The organism is Methylosinus sp. RM1 (assembly GCF_011378635.1).
Taxonomy (GTDB): domain Bacteria; phylum Pseudomonadota; class Alphaproteobacteria; order Rhizobiales; family Beijerinckiaceae; genus Methylosinus; species Methylosinus sporium.
This window is the reverse complement of sequence record NZ_WOVC01000010.1, coordinates 124,614-136,691: the sequence shown is the minus strand read 5'-3', so window position 1 is coordinate 136,691 and position 12,078 is coordinate 124,614. Positions and strand designations below refer to the sequence as shown.

The 12,078-nt window shown below is 65.8% G+C and carries 14 protein-coding genes and 1 pseudogene; 7 read left to right on the top strand and 8 right to left on the bottom strand.

Going from position 1 to position 12,078, the window contains the following annotated elements; all coding sequences use genetic code 11:
• Positions 1 to 1,417: 1,417 nt before the first annotated feature.
• The 3 genes from ffh (at position 1,418) to rimM (ending at position 4,034) form a co-directional block, all read left to right on the top strand.
• A complete protein-coding gene (gene ffh, locus FMZ75_RS09680) occupies positions 1,418 to 2,959 on the top strand; it encodes a signal recognition particle protein (protein WP_166142479.1) in 1,542 nt (513 codons plus the stop codon).
• A gap of 93 nt (positions 2,960 to 3,052) precedes the next feature.
• Positions 3,053 to 3,403 (top strand): 30S ribosomal protein S16, encoded by a 351-nt coding sequence (gene rpsP / locus FMZ75_RS09675; RefSeq protein ID WP_108918556.1) that lies wholly within the window; start codon positions 3,053 to 3,055, stop codon positions 3,401 to 3,403.
• 97 nt (positions 3,404 to 3,500) lie between these two features.
• Positions 3,501 to 4,034: a ribosome maturation factor RimM gene (rimM, locus tag FMZ75_RS09670; protein WP_166142477.1), complete on the top strand. Its 534-nt coding sequence runs from the start codon at positions 3,501 to 3,503 to the stop codon at positions 4,032 to 4,034.
• Here rimM and FMZ75_RS22125 read toward each other — a convergent pair.
• Positions 4,017 to 4,342, bottom strand: a pseudogene (locus FMZ75_RS22125) (DUF1905 domain-containing protein). The gene rimM and the pseudogene FMZ75_RS22125 sit on opposite strands and share 18 nt — an antisense overlap.
• 157 nt (positions 4,343 to 4,499) lie before the next feature.
• Here FMZ75_RS22125 and trmD point away from each other — a divergent pair.
• Positions 4,500 to 5,246, top strand: a complete 747-nt coding sequence (gene trmD / locus FMZ75_RS09660; RefSeq protein ID WP_166142473.1) for a tRNA (guanosine(37)-N1)-methyltransferase TrmD — start codon at positions 4,500 to 4,502, stop codon at positions 5,244 to 5,246.
• A gap of 118 nt (positions 5,247 to 5,364) precedes the next feature.
• Here trmD and cobS read toward each other — a convergent pair whose 3' ends face one another.
• Positions 5,365 to 6,363, bottom strand: coding sequence for a cobaltochelatase subunit CobS (gene cobS / locus FMZ75_RS09655; RefSeq protein WP_018267775.1), 999 nt, complete (start codon positions 6,361 to 6,363; stop codon positions 5,365 to 5,367).
• A 66-nt stretch (positions 6,364 to 6,429) separates the two neighbouring features.
• On the bottom strand, positions 6,430 to 7,038 hold the full coding sequence (locus FMZ75_RS09650) for a J domain-containing protein (RefSeq protein ID WP_166142471.1): 609 nt from the start codon (positions 7,036 to 7,038) through the stop codon (positions 6,430 to 6,432).
• A gap of 105 nt (positions 7,039 to 7,143) precedes the next feature.
• Between FMZ75_RS09650 and FMZ75_RS09645 the strand changes: the two genes are divergently transcribed.
• Complete coding sequence (locus FMZ75_RS09645) at positions 7,144 to 7,431, top strand: BolA family transcriptional regulator (protein WP_108918550.1); 288 nt, start codon at positions 7,144 to 7,146, stop codon at positions 7,429 to 7,431.
• Between the two features lie 129 nt (positions 7,432 to 7,560).
• Here the strand turns inward: FMZ75_RS09645 and hemH are convergent, their stop codons facing one another.
• The 4 genes from hemH to FMZ75_RS09630 form a co-directional block, all read right to left on the bottom strand.
• The gene (gene hemH, locus FMZ75_RS09640; protein ID WP_166142469.1) at positions 7,561 to 8,550 is read right to left on the bottom strand and encodes a ferrochelatase; all 990 of its coding nucleotides are present in this window, start codon (positions 8,548 to 8,550) and stop codon (positions 7,561 to 7,563) included.
• The gene (gene panB, locus FMZ75_RS09635; RefSeq protein WP_166142467.1) at positions 8,547 to 9,356 is read right to left on the bottom strand and encodes a 3-methyl-2-oxobutanoate hydroxymethyltransferase; all 810 of its coding nucleotides are present in this window, start codon (positions 9,354 to 9,356) and stop codon (positions 8,547 to 8,549) included. Before panB ends, hemH begins: the two co-directional genes overlap by 4 nt.
• A 66-nt stretch (positions 9,357 to 9,422) precedes the next feature.
• Positions 9,423 to 9,548, bottom strand: a complete 126-nt coding sequence (locus FMZ75_RS21900; protein ID WP_255461795.1) for a hypothetical protein — start codon at positions 9,546 to 9,548, stop codon at positions 9,423 to 9,425.
• Between the two features lie 80 nt (positions 9,549 to 9,628).
• On the bottom strand, positions 9,629 to 10,201 hold the full coding sequence (locus tag FMZ75_RS09630; protein ID WP_166142465.1) for a L,D-transpeptidase: 573 nt from the start codon (positions 10,199 to 10,201) through the stop codon (positions 9,629 to 9,631).
• A gap of 343 nt (positions 10,202 to 10,544) precedes the next feature.
• Between FMZ75_RS09630 and rpsF the strand changes: the two genes are divergently transcribed.
• Positions 10,545 to 10,991 (top strand): 30S ribosomal protein S6, encoded by a 447-nt coding sequence (gene rpsF / locus FMZ75_RS09625; RefSeq protein WP_108918546.1) that lies wholly within the window; start codon positions 10,545 to 10,547, stop codon positions 10,989 to 10,991.
• Entirely contained in the window at positions 10,991 to 11,227 is a 237-nt protein-coding gene (rpsR, locus tag FMZ75_RS09620; RefSeq protein ID WP_018266677.1) for a 30S ribosomal protein S18, read from the top strand. Before rpsF ends, rpsR begins: the two co-directional genes overlap by 1 nt.
• Positions 11,228 to 11,443: 216 nt before the next feature.
• Here the strand turns inward: rpsR and FMZ75_RS09615 are convergent, their stop codons facing one another.
• Positions 11,444 to 12,055, bottom strand: coding sequence for a malonic semialdehyde reductase (locus FMZ75_RS09615; protein WP_166142463.1), 612 nt, complete (start codon positions 12,053 to 12,055; stop codon positions 11,444 to 11,446).
• Positions 12,056 to 12,078: the final 23 nt, after the last annotated feature.

The window sequence follows — 12,078 nt, the reverse complement described above, 5'->3', positions numbered from 1 at the left end:
GCGATGATCCGATCGTCAAGCTGTCCGCCGTGACCGCCTGACCATTCCGGCCATAGCCGGAAATCCCGGTGTCGGCCTCGATCCAGCTACACCACGCTCTGGGACACGATCCTACGAGACAGTTATAAACTGGCTGGCTTTCGGGAATGCCGAGGCGAAATAACTGGGCGACACAGGCGGGATGTCCAATCTTTTCGACCGCAAAGCCAGGAACCGATAATCGGTCTCTAGCTAGCACCTCCCGGCTCATTCCCGGCGCGCAGTGTTTTGCTCAGTGCAGAATTCAAGATTTTTGCAAGTCGGCGCGCCGCCTCCAGTTTCAATAGATTGGGGCATGCAAAAGATACGATCGAAAGTCGACGGCTTCGCGTCCGAAGCCGGCCCCACCGCCGCCCCTTGACACACGCTGAAAATATTCCTATATCTGCCCTCGCTCCCGCCGACGCAAGGGCGCGTTTCTCGGGTCAGGGAACGCGGGCGGGGGCCGGCTCCATCCGGGACGGCGACCCCCGTCCCTGGACAGGCGGCGCGTCGCCGGACCGGTGTTTCTCTCCCGTCCACAGGGAAGAGCGAGAGCCGTTCCGTGAGCCCAAGCCTTCGGAAGCGATCGGATCTTGAATGCGAAAGCCCAGGATTCGCGGGTCCGAATGCGCCTCGGGACGTCGACGAGAAGGCAAAGCCGCGTTTCGGGACGCTCCGGAACCGACGAACATCTCTTCGCGCTGCGGCCGAAAGGGGCCGGAGCGTCCCGAACCGCCCTTCCTCCCCCGCCGCCGCGAGGCGCCGGGCGCTTCGGCGTGGGAGGATGATAATCCTATTTCGTCGCCGTCGCGCATGGGATAAACGGGAAGGGCGTTTCCACCTCCCCCTCGAGGGGGGAGGTCGAGCGCCGAAGGCGATCGGGAGGGGGTGCCTCCCCGAGTCTTTGCCGTTGCACCCCACCCCGTCCGGCTTCGCCGGCCGACCCTCCCCCTGAAGGGGAGGGTGGAGCGGGGTTGGACCGAGATTTGTTGCTGGAAGAGGCGTTTCCATCTCCCCCTCGAGGGGGGAGGTCGAGCGCCGAAGGCGATCGGGAGGGGGTGAACCCCCGAGTCTGGGGCGTTGCACCCCACCCCGTCCGGCTTCGCCGGCCGACCCTCCCCCTGAAGGGGAGGGTGGGGCGCCGGTCCTCGATCGGCCGCCACGCGCCGCGTTGACTTCCCGGCCCCCAGCGCCTAAAAACGCGCCAATCTCGTCAGAGATGACCTATGACCCGCCCATTCGCCCCAGAGGCGTAGGGCCAACGTCCGGCAGCGCTGAGCGCCCCCGGGCGCGCTTTGCTTTGGACGGGCGCGTGGCGAATAGGCAGTAGCGAAGAGATCGAGCTTCGGCTCTACTCGCTACTCCCTATTCGCTACTCGCTCCCTGGGAGAACCGCATGTTCGAGGGCCTTTCCGACAAGCTCTCCGGCATATTCGACAAGCTCACGCGGCGCGGCGCCCTTTCGGAGGCCGATGTCGCCGAGGCTCTGCGCGAGGTGCGCCGCGCTCTGCTCGAGGCGGATGTCGCGCTCGATGTCGTGCGCACATTCACCGACAGCGTGCAGGCCAAGGCCGTCGGCGCCAATGTGGTGAAGTCGGTCTCGCCCGGCCAGATGGTCGTCAAGATCGTCAATGACGTGCTGGTGGAGACTCTGGGCTCGACCGCGCAGCCGATCGATCTCGACGCCGCGCCGCCCGTCGCCATCATGCTGGTCGGTCTGCAGGGCGCCGGCAAGACGACGACCGCCGCCAAAATCGCCAAGCGCCTGAAAGAGCGCCACGGCAAGCGCGTGCTGATGGCCTCGCTGGACGTCAAGCGCCCGGCCGCCCAGGAGCAGCTCGCGATTCTCGGCCGGCAGGTGGAGGTCGACACTCTGTCGATCGTGCCGGGCCAGGACCCGGTGAAGATCGCCAAGCGCGCCGAGGAGACGGCGCGGCGCGAAGGCTATGATGTGGTGCTGCTCGACACGGCGGGCCGCACGCACATAGACGAGCCGCTGATGGAGGAGATGGCGCAGATCAAGGCCGTCTCCAAGCCGCATGAGATATTGCTCGTCGTCGATGCGCTGACCGGTCAGGACGCGGTCAATCTCGCCAAGAATTTCGACGATCGCGTCGGCCTCACCGGCATTGTGCTGACGCGCGTCGATGGCGATGGCCGCGGCGGCGCGGCGCTCTCCATGCGCGCCGTCACCGGCAAGCCGATCAAGCTGATCGCCACCGGCGAGAAGATGGATGCGCTCGACGAATTCTCGCCGCAGCGCATCGCCAATCGCATTCTCGGCATGGGCGATATCGTCGCGCTGGTGGAGAAAGCCGCCGCCGCCGTCGATCAGGAGCAAGCGCAGCGCGCCGCCGAGCGCATGGCGAAAGGCAAGTTCGATCTGCAGGATTTGGCCGATCAGCTCGCCATGATGGAGAAGGTCGGCGGCTTCGGCGGCATAATGGGGCTGCTCCCCGGCGTCGCCAAGATGAAGGAGCAGATCGCCTCCGCCAACATCGACGACAAGATGTTCAAGCGCCAGCGCGCGATCATTCTGTCGATGACGCCCAAGGAGCGGCGCAATCCCGACATTCTCAAAGCCTCGCGCAAGCGCCGCATATCGGCGGGCTCCGGCGCGAAGGTGGAGGACATCAACAAGCTGCTGAAGCAGCACCGCCAGATGGCCGACATGATGAAAGCCATGGGCGGCGGCAAGGGCGGCGGCATGATGGCCAAGGCCGCGCAGATGATGGGCATGGGCGGGATGCAGGCGCCTTCGCCCGAGCAGCTCGCGCAATTGCAGAAGAAAATGGGCGGCGCCCTGTCGCCCGGCGCCGGACCCAGCATTCCCGCTGCGCCGCCGGCTTCCGCATTCTCCGCCAAGCCGACGCTTCCGGGCCTCGGCGGCGGCGGAGGTTTCCTGAGCGGGCTCAATCCGTTCGGGAAGAAGAAATGAAGGGGCGAATAGCGAATAGGGAGTAGCGAATAGCTCGCCTTCCTCAATTCGCTACTCGCTACTCGCTATTCGCTCTCACAAAGGAAGAACCAAATGTCCCTGAAGATCAGACTTTCCCGCGGCGGCGCCAAGAAGCGTCCCTTCTATCGCGTCGTCGTCGCCGATTCGCGCTCGCCCCGCGACGGCCGCTTCATCGAGCGTCTCGGCACGTTCGATCCGTTGAAGCCGAAGGACGCCGCCGATCGTCTGGTGCTCGACGCCGAGAAGGCGAAGGAGTGGATCGCCAAGGGCGCGCAGGCGACCGATCGCGTCGCCCGTCTGCTCGAGAGCGTCGGCGTCGGCAAGCGCGAGACGCGCAGCAATCCGCAGAAGGCCCAGCCGAAGAAGAAGGCGCAGGAGCGCGCCGCCGCTGCGGCCGCCGCAGCCGAGGCCGCCTCGGCCTGATGACGCCGTCCTCGCGAGCGAAGCGAAGCGACCTGGGGCCGCGCGGCGGCCTCTGGAGCGCTTCGCTCGCGCGGCGAGCCTTCAGGCTCGCTATTCCATGAAGAACGCCGTTCTCCTCGGCCGGCTCGGCGCCGCGCATGGCGTGCGCGGCGAAATCCGCCTGCAGAGCTTCACCGCCGATCCTTCGGCGATCTCCACTTACGGTCCCTTGTTCGACGCCGGCGGCGCGCGCCGTTTCGTCATCGCCTCGCTGCGGCCGGTCGGCAAAGACATGTTCGTCGCGCGTCTCGAGGGCGTGCGCGACCGCGAGGCTGCGACGGCGCTGACCGGCGTCGAGCTCTATCTTCCGCGCGCGGCGCTGCCGGAGCCGGAGGAAGACGAATTCTATCTCGCCGATCTCGAAGGTCTGCGCGCGGAAACGCCCGCCGGCGAGACGCTCGGCGTGGTGATCGCCGTGCGCAATTTCGGCGCGGGCGATCTGTTGGAAGTGCGCCCGCCCGCCGGCGGCGAGACGCTGCTCTTCCCCTTCACCAAAGCCGTGGTCCCTATCGTCGATGTGGCCGGCGGCCGCGTGGTGGTGGAGCCGCCGCTCCAGATCGAGGGCGACGCGCCTTCAGGGGAAGACGTCTAGCGCCGATTTCGAAAGCGCGACGCGACAATCGACTGTGACCTCGTCGCCGACGCCGACGCGTTCCTTGGCGCGCACATCGGCCTTGATCGCCAGCAGATAGGGGCCTTCCTTCGAGGGAACAAGGTCGTCGTCCAGACGGTGGAGCCGAGCGTCGCGGTGACCGGCACATAGCCATAGCCGGTCCGCTCGATGCGCTTTTCCTCTTTCAACACGCGCGAATCCGCCTCGCTCAGCGAGACGAAGAACCAGCCGCCTTTTCCGGGATATCTCCAGATTTTTCCTGTGACGGTGAGCTGCAAGAAATCCATTGTCGTTCAATCCTGCGCGGGCCTCATCGCGGAGGCTGCGCCACGAGCGGAAAATTTTCGGGGTGGCGAATGGAGTCGACCAACTTTAGCGCCGGAGAACCGCTGGCGAAAGCGCCTCGCCTTTCCCGCCCCGCGCGCCCATGCCATAACCCGCCCCATGTGGCGCGCGACGATCCTCACACTCTTCCCGGAAATGTTCCCCGGCCCGCTCGGCCTGTCGCTCGCGGGCGACGGGCTTTCGCGCGGGCTCTGGTCGCTCGAGGCGCGCAATATTCGCGAGCATGGCCTCGGCCGTCATCGCGCCGTCGATGACACGCCCGCCGGCGGCGGCCCCGGCATGGTGATGCGCGCCGATGTTCTCGCCGCGGCGATCGACGCCGCTGCGCCGGCAGGCGATACGCGGCCGCGTCTGCTGATGAGCCCGCGCGGCGCGCCGTTGACGCAGAGCCGCGTGCGCGCGCTGGTCGAAGGGGAGGGCGCGATCATCCTGTGCGGACGCTTCGAGGGCGTGGACGAGCGCATCATCGAGGCGCGCGCGCTGGAGGAAGTCTCGATCGGCGATTATGTGCTGTCGGGCGGCGAGATCGCGGCCATGGCGCTCGTCGACGCCTGCGTGCGGCTATTGCCGGGCATAATGGGCGAGTCGGCCTCGGGCGAGGAGGAAAGCTTCGAGAGCGGTCTGCTCGAATATCCGCAATACACGCGGCCACGCGATTTCGAGAGCCGCGCCATTCCCGACATTCTGCTCTGCGGCGATCACGCCAAGATCGCACGCTGGCGCCATGAGCGCGCGCTCGAGCTGACGCGCGCGAGGCGGCCGGATTTGCTGAACGATCGGGTGAGAGAGACGCGCGCCGGAAAAGGCGCTTCCACATCTCCCTCGAGGGGGGAGGTCGAGCGCTGAAAGCGCTCGGGTGGGGGTGCACCCCACCCCGTCCGGCTATCGCCGGCCGACCCTCCCCCTGAAGGGGAGGGTGAATAAGCCGTCTATAGGCTCGTCCGGTCGCATTTCACTCAAGGGCTCAGGACATCACCACATTCACCGCGCTCTCGGGCAATTCCTTGCCGAAGCAGCGCTGGTAGAACTCGGCGACGAGCGGGCGCTCGAGCTCGTCGCATTTGTTCAGGAATGTGAGCCTAAAGGCGAAGCCGACATCGCCGAAAATCTCGGAATTCTCCGCCCAGGTGATGACCGTGCGCGGGCTCATCACCGTCGAGAGATCGCCGGACATGAAGGCGTTGCGGCTCAAATCGGCGACGCGCACCATTTTATTGATGGCGTCGCGGCCTTCCTTGGTCGCATTGAAGCTCTTCACCTTGGCGAGCACGATATTGGTCTCGGCGTCATGCGGCAGATAATTGAGCGTCGAGACGATGGACCAGCGGTCCATCTGGCCCTGATTGATCTGCTGCGTGCCGTGATAGAGGCCGGATGTGTCGCCGAGGCCGACCGTATTGGCGGTGGCGAAGAGGCGGAAGGCGGGATGCGGACGAATGACGCGGTTCTGATCGAGCAGCGTCAGCCGGCCGGAGACTTCCAGCACGCGCTGAATGACGAACATCACATCCGGGCGGCCGGCGTCATATTCGTCGAAGCAGAGCGCGATATTGTGCTGGAGCGCCCAGGGCAGAATGCCGTCGCGGAACTCCGTCACTTGCTTGCCGTCCTTCAGCACGATCGCGTCCTTGCCGACGAGATCGATGCGCGAGACATGGCTGTCGAGATTGACGCGCACGCAGGGCCAGTTGAGCCGCGCGGCCACCTGCTCGATATGCGTCGATTTGCCGGTGCCGTGATAGCCCGTGACCATCACGCGGCGGTTGCGGGCGAAACCGGCGAGAATGGCGAGCGTCGTCTCGCGGTCGAAGAGATAGTCGGGATCCTTGTCCGGGACATGCTCGGTCCGCTCGGAATAGGCGGGAACCTCGAGATCGGAGTCGATGCCGAACAGCTGGCGCACGGAAACTTTTAGGTCCGGCAGGGGCGCGGACCCGGCCGCTTTGTCGCTTGGGGTTGACATTGATCCTCCGTTTCGCCGACGCGCGCTCGCGACATTCGCGCCGGCAAGGCCTGGTCAAACGCTTGTTCAAACGAGCTTGGCGGCCCGCAACGTCTTATATGCGTGAATGATCTCCCGCAGTCTTTCCTCGCAGGAGCGATCTCCGCCATTGGCGTCGGGATGGTGACGTTTGACGAGCTCCTTATAGCGCGTCTTTATCGCCTCCGCACCGGCGGTCTCATCGAGACCGAGAGCATTCAGCGCCTTGATCGTCACCGCCGAAAAGCGCGGGCTCGCCTCGGCCTGCGGCCGGGCGCGATGCGCCCTCTGCCGGTAGAGGCCCATCGGATCGGCGAAATTGTCGGGTCGCAGCGGGTCCTCGCGGAAGGAGGCCTGGCCGCGCTTCACGCCCATGGACCAGGTGGGGCGATGGCCGGTGGTGGCGTCGTCCTTCAGATAGCGGGCGACGGCCTCGTCGCTCATTCCGTTGAAGTAATTGTAGGAATTATTATATTCCCGCACGTGCTCCAGGCAGAAGCAGAAATATTGCCCCTCGCGCAGCCGGCCCATGGGCGCGCGATATTCCCCCGCCGCCTCGCAGCCGGGGGCGTCGCAGCGAAAACGAGTCTCGCGGCGCTCCTGCCTCTGCTCGGGCTTGACGCGTATGCGATCGAAGAGGGGCGAATTCAAATCCATGGCGCTGCATTATGGTAGACTGGACGCAGGCTGCAAGCGGAACCCGTCGCCAATTTCACTCGGCGGGAATTTTGCTTGGGCCTCGGCGACGAGAAGGAGTCCATCATGGCCGAGCAAGGCAATATCGGCGCCGTCCAGGCCCGCATCCGTTCGAAGCTGACCGAAGGGCTCGCGCCCCTCGCCTTGAAGGTGATCGACGAGTCCGACAAGCACGCCGGGCATGGCGGCCATCATCAAGATGGCGAAAGCCATTTTCGGGTCGAGGTGGTGAGCGAGGCATTCGCCGGCAAGAAGCTCGTGGAGCGCCATCGCATCGTCAACACGCTCCTCGCCGAGGAACTGGCGACCCGCGTTCACGCCCTGACGATCACCGCCCGCGCTCCGCAGGAATAGCGGCGGTCCGGGCGAACGACAGAAGCAGGGGGGAGGTCGGACCGCGAAGCGGTCCGGGGTGGGGTTGGACGCGCGTCTCGTTCACCGATAACCCTGCGGCGGCCGCGCTTTCGACGCGCCCGAGGCGCGTCACAGCCAGCCCGACAGCTCCCGTCGCGCGATCGTCTCCAGCGCGCGCAGGCCGTCCTCGCTGTCATTGAGGCAATCGAGCCGCGCGAAATTTTCGCCGCCTTCGGCGAGATAGGAATGACGCAGCTCGACGCCGATCTCCTCGAGCGTTTCCAGACAATCGGAGACGAAGCCCGGCGTCAGCACGGCGACGCGCTTCACGCCGCTCTGCGCCAGCTCCTGCAGCACATTCGCCGTATAGGGGCCGATCCATTGCGCGCGGCCGAAGCGCGATTGAAAGGCGAGGCGCAAATGCTGCGTCGACATGCCGAGCGCGGCGCGCAGACGATCGTATGTCGCCTCGCAATGGCGGCGATAGGGGTCGCCGCGGTCGATCTGCGCCTGCGGCAGGCCGTGGAAAGAGGCGATCAGAACATCCGGCGTAAAATCCAGCGCAGCGAGCTGCGCGCGCGTCGAGGCGGCGAGCGCTTCTATATAGGCGGGATCGTCATAGAAGGGCGGGACGATGCGCAATGTCGGTTGCTCGCGCAGCAGCGCCAGCGCGCGGGCGGCCTCGTCCACGACGGAGGCGGTCGTCGAGGCGGCATATTGCGGATAGAGCGGAAACATCAGGATGCGCTCGCAGCCCTTTGCGCGCAGCGCGTCGATCTTTTCGCCGATGGACGGCCCGGCGTAGCGCATGGCGAAATCGACGAGGACATTTTGTGCGCCGAAGCGAGCGCCGAGCTTTTCCGTCTGCGCGCGCGTGATGGTCTTCAGCGGGCCTTCGTCGCGCTCCTCGTTCCAGACGGAGCGATAGGCGCGCGCGGAGCGGCGCGGCCGAAAGGTGAGCACGAAACTCTCGAGAATGGGACGCCACAGCACGGGCGGCACATCGACGACGCGCCGATCCGACAGAAACTCGCGTAAATAGCGCCGCACCGACCAATAATCGGCGCCCTGCGGCGTGCCGAGATTGACGAGCAGAAGCCCGATGCGAGACGTGCTCATGCGATGATCTTTTCCAGAGCCGCGAGTTCCGCCGCCTCCAGCGAGAAGCCATTCTCCTCGGCCGGAAAGCGCCCCTCGCGCACATCGCGCGCATAAGCGGCGACGGCCGCGCGCAGCGCCGCGCCCAGCTCCACATAGCGGCGATTATGCTTGAAGTCGCGCGTTCCCAATGCAGCGAGATCATGCATGACCAGCACTTGCGCATCGCAATCGGCGCCCGCGCCTATGCCGATCGTCGGCGCGCGCAGGCGCTCTGTGATCTTCGCCGCCAGTTCGCGCGGGATCAGCTCGAGAACGAGGAAATCGGCGCCCGCTTCATCCAGCGCCAGCGCGTCGGCGAGGAGCTTGGCCGCCGCTTCGGCGGTCTTGCCCTGGCGGCGCTTGCCCTCCTGATGCTGCGACTCGAGCCCGATGTGGCAGCACACCTCATAGCCCTCGCGCTTCAGCGCGCGCACGATGTCAGGCTGCGCGCCTTCGAATTTCACGCAATCGGCGCCGGCCTGCGTGAGCCGCGCCGCGCTGGCGAGAGCTTGCGCCTCGCTGTCATAGGTGGCGTAGGGGAGGTCGCCGATGAGATAGACGCCCGGCGCGCCGCGGCGCACGGCGGCGATGTGATGCGCCATATCGTCCAGCGTCACCTCGCGCTCGCTGGCGTAGCCCAGCACATTTGTGCCGACGCTGTCGCCGACCATGACGATATCGACGCCCGCCTCCGCCTCGAGCCGGGCGGTCGGCGCATCATAGGCTGTCAGCACGACGAATTTCTCGCCGCGCTTCTTCATCTCGACGAAACGGCCAGCCGCCATCGCGCTCACCTTCCCCGATCCGCGTCAGGGCGCTCTATAGAGCAAAGGCGGCCGCAGAAAAAGCGTTCAGCGCGCGCAGGCTTGCGGCGGCAGGGGCAGGCGTATGTCCTGCAGCTCATGGGTGCATTTGTCGCAACCCGCGAGCAGCGCATAGGCGACGACGAGACCCGCCAGAATGCAGAGCTTGCGCATGATCCTCTTCCTCGAAACTCCGCCGCCGTCGCCGCCACGATAGGGCTGCGCGGGTTAATAGCTCGAGAAGGGCGTCCCTGTCATTTCAGCACGACCACGCGGGTTCCGACCTTCACCCGATCATAGAGATCGGAGACGTCGCGATTGGTCATGCGGATGCAGCCGGAGGAGACGGCCTCGCCGATCGTGTCGCCCTCATTGGAGCCGTGGATGCGATATTCGCTGGAGCCGAGATAGAGCGCTCTCGCGCCGAGCGGATTGTCCTGGCCGCCCTCCATATGGCGGGGCAGGTCCGGCCGGCGCTTCAGCATCGCGGCGGGCGGGCGCCAATCGGGCCATTCCTTCTTGGCGGTGATCGTTTTCACGCCGGACCAGGTGAAGCCCTCGCGGCCGACGCCGACGCCATATTCGATCGCGCGCGTGGGGCCGAGCACATAATAGAGCCGCCGCTCCTTGGTGGAGACGACGATCGTGCCTTTCTTATATTGCGGATGACTCCACACCACCTCCTGGCTCGGAATGGACTGCAGGCGGAAATTATTGACGAAATCCGCGACCGGGCCGCGATCCAGGAAATTGGCCGCCTTCGCCTCTCCCGCGAGGACGAAGCCGAGAAAAATTGCGCAAGTCGCGCGCGTCTTGGTGCAGACCATTCCTTTCGGCCTCCCTGCCGTTTACGTCGGAGTCGTTTGTCGGGAGAAAATACGGCCGAAATGGGAAGGGGAGGGCGATCGGGCGAACGAGACGCGGGGGTGAGCGCGCCCATCGCAATGTTCCGGCGGCGCCGACTTGCATCCCGCGCCCAGGCCGCTATAAAGCGCGCTTCGCGACGCTTCCGGCCGGGGGCTGAACGGAAGGCCTTTGGCTCCGCCACAGGCAGGGTTCGCCCGTCTTCCAGTGTCTCCGCCTTCGAACTTCCCGATCGAGCCTTTCCTTTGAAGGCTCGAAGGGCTCTGCGCCGAGAGCGGGCTCGCGACGACGAGGAAAGGCAGGAGAATGGCTCTCTACGAGCATATCTATCTTGCGCGCCAGGACGTTTCGCCCCAGCAGGTGGAAGCGCTGACGACGCAGTTCAAGGGCATCATCGCCTCGCTCGGCGGCAAGGTGACCAAAACCGAATATTGGGGCGTGAAGTCCCTCGCCTATCGGATCAAGAAGAACCGAAAGGCGCATTTCACCCTTCTCAACATCGACGCCCCGCCGGCGGCCCTCGCCGAGGTCGAGCGTCAGCAGGGCCTCAGTGAGGACGTTCTGCGCTTCCTCACTCTGCGCGTCGAGGCGCTGGAGGAAGGCCCCTCCGCCCAGCTGCGCAAGCGTGACGACGACGATCGCGGCGACCGCCGCGGCCCCGGCGGCCCGCGCCCCGACCGTGGCGATAGAGGCGACCGTGGCGACCGCCGCCCGCGCCGTGACGAACCCCGCGCCGAAGGAGAGACTTTCTGATGAGCGCTGCAGCCCGCCGCCCCTTCTTCCGCCGCCGCAAGTCCTGCCCCTTCTCCGGCGCCAACGCCCCGAAGATCGACTATAAGGACACGCGTCTGCTCTCGCGCTACATCTCCGAGCGCGGCAAGATCGTGCCCTCGCGCATCACGGCCGTCTCGGCCAAGAAGCAGCGCGAGCTGGCCCAGGCCATCAAGCGCGCCCGCTTCCTCGGCCTTCTGCCTTACGTGATCCGCTGAGGTTTCGGGCCTTCCGGCCCGCCCGCTGGAATTCACGGCCGCGCGATGAGCGCGGCCGTTTTCGTTTCTGCTCCGCATTTTCGATGACGGGAGCGGGTTCCGATCCCATGCGACGTGAGCCGAGTTTCGCGCACGGCATGGTTGCCGCCGCCGGACGCCTATAGTGTAAAAAATCCGAATATTCGCTCGGCCTGCAGGCGGAACGTCTTCGAGAGTTTAAACGATCGAGGCGACCTCTTCGAAAGCGAAACGCGGCCCCCTCGGATAGAGCTTCGCCGGATCGCCATAGCCGATGTTGATCAGGAAATTCGATTTGACCGTCCCGCCGGGGAAGAATTCGGCGTCCACCTTCGCATTGTCGAAGCCGCTCATCGGTCCGGCGTCGAGCCCCACGGCCCGCAGCGCCAGCAGGAAGTAAGCGCCTTGCAGCGTGCCGTTGCGAAAGGCCGTCGTCTCGATCAGCGGGACGTCGCCGACGAACCAGGCGCGCGCGTCGGTCGCCGGATAGAGGCGCGGCAAATGCTCGTAGAATTGCATGTCATGGGCGACGATCGCTGTCGCCGGCGCCGCCTGCGTCTTGTCGAGATTGCCGGGCGCGAGCGCCGGCGCCAGCCGCGCCTTGCCCGCCGCCGAGCGCACGAAGACGAAACGCGCCGGCAGGCAATTGGCGCTGGTCGGGCCGAAGAGCGCCAGCCGGACCGCCTGCTGGAGCAGCGCATCCGGGACGTCCCGATCCACCCAGCCATTATGGGTGCGCGCCTCTGTGAAGAGCTGGGCGAGCGTCTCCGCGCTCAAAGTCTCGCGATGTGAAAATCCGTCCGGCGCCATCTCATTCGCTCCTCGTTTCGACG

Excerpts from the sequence above, each read along its gene's own strand:
- ffh (WP_166142479.1), top strand. The coding sequence starts at position 1,418 with ATGTTCGAGGGCCTTTCCGACAAGCTCTCCGGCATATTCGACAAGCTC.
- rpsP (WP_108918556.1), top strand. The coding sequence starts at position 3,053 with ATGTCCCTGAAGATCAGACTTTCCCGCGGCGGCGCCAAGAAGCGTCCC.
- rimM (WP_166142477.1), top strand. The coding sequence starts at position 3,501 with ATGAAGAACGCCGTTCTCCTCGGCCGGCTCGGCGCCGCGCATGGCGTG.
- trmD (WP_166142473.1), top strand. The coding sequence starts at position 4,500 with ATGTGGCGCGCGACGATCCTCACACTCTTCCCGGAAATGTTCCCCGGC.
- cobS (WP_018267775.1), bottom strand. The coding sequence starts at position 6,363 with ATGTCAACCCCAAGCGACAAAGCGGCCGGGTCCGCGCCCCTGCCGGAC.
- FMZ75_RS09650 (WP_166142471.1), bottom strand. The coding sequence starts at position 7,038 with ATGGATTTGAATTCGCCCCTCTTCGATCGCATACGCGTCAAGCCCGAG.
- FMZ75_RS09645 (WP_108918550.1), top strand. The coding sequence starts at position 7,144 with ATGGCCGAGCAAGGCAATATCGGCGCCGTCCAGGCCCGCATCCGTTCG.
- hemH (WP_166142469.1), bottom strand. The coding sequence starts at position 8,550 with ATGAGCACGTCTCGCATCGGGCTTCTGCTCGTCAATCTCGGCACGCCG.
- panB (WP_166142467.1), bottom strand. The coding sequence starts at position 9,356 with ATGGCGGCTGGCCGTTTCGTCGAGATGAAGAAGCGCGGCGAGAAATTC.
- FMZ75_RS21900 (WP_255461795.1), bottom strand. The coding sequence starts at position 9,548 with ATGCGCAAGCTCTGCATTCTGGCGGGTCTCGTCGTCGCCTATGCGCTG.
- FMZ75_RS09630 (WP_166142465.1), bottom strand. The coding sequence starts at position 10,201 with ATGGTCTGCACCAAGACGCGCGCGACTTGCGCAATTTTTCTCGGCTTC.
- rpsF (WP_108918546.1), top strand. The coding sequence starts at position 10,545 with ATGGCTCTCTACGAGCATATCTATCTTGCGCGCCAGGACGTTTCGCCC.
- rpsR (WP_018266677.1), top strand. The coding sequence starts at position 10,991 with ATGAGCGCTGCAGCCCGCCGCCCCTTCTTCCGCCGCCGCAAGTCCTGC.
- FMZ75_RS09615 (WP_166142463.1), bottom strand. The coding sequence starts at position 12,055 with ATGGCGCCGGACGGATTTTCACATCGCGAGACTTTGAGCGCGGAGACG.